This window comes from Vibrio sp. 10N.261.52.C2 (assembly GCF_041471425.1).
Classification (GTDB): domain Bacteria; phylum Pseudomonadota; class Gammaproteobacteria; order Enterobacterales; family Vibrionaceae; genus Vibrio; species Vibrio crassostreae_C.
Map to the genome: position 1 here is coordinate 1 of NZ_JBFROH010000112.1, position 305 is coordinate 305.

Below are 305 nucleotides of genomic sequence, written 5' to 3' on the forward strand. Positions count from 1 at the left end.
CTTAGACGAATCGAACCGTCTTCATCGATTGAATAAGCTAAGTCACCAGACACAGGCGCATCATCAACCGCTGTTACGCTTACGTCGATGTTTGCTGACACCGTATCGGTGCCGTCAGACACATCAAAACCGAAGTTTACGTCGCCATTGAAGTTTTCATTTGGCGCAAAGGTGTACGTACCGTTGCCGTTGTCGGTCAGGATACCGTCGCCACCATCGTAGGTCACACCTTCAACCGTTAGGTTATCACCTTCAATGTCGGTAGCGCCTGTTAACAGGTCGGCATCAGTAAAGATTAACGTGCC

1 protein-coding gene is annotated in these 305 nt (G+C 49.5%); it reads right to left on the bottom strand.

The genetic code is table 11. The annotated features are described in order from the left end of the window. Window positions 1–305: cadherin-like domain-containing protein (locus AB4307_RS21960; RefSeq protein WP_372133545.1), on the bottom strand; the 305-nt coding region annotated here is incomplete at both ends.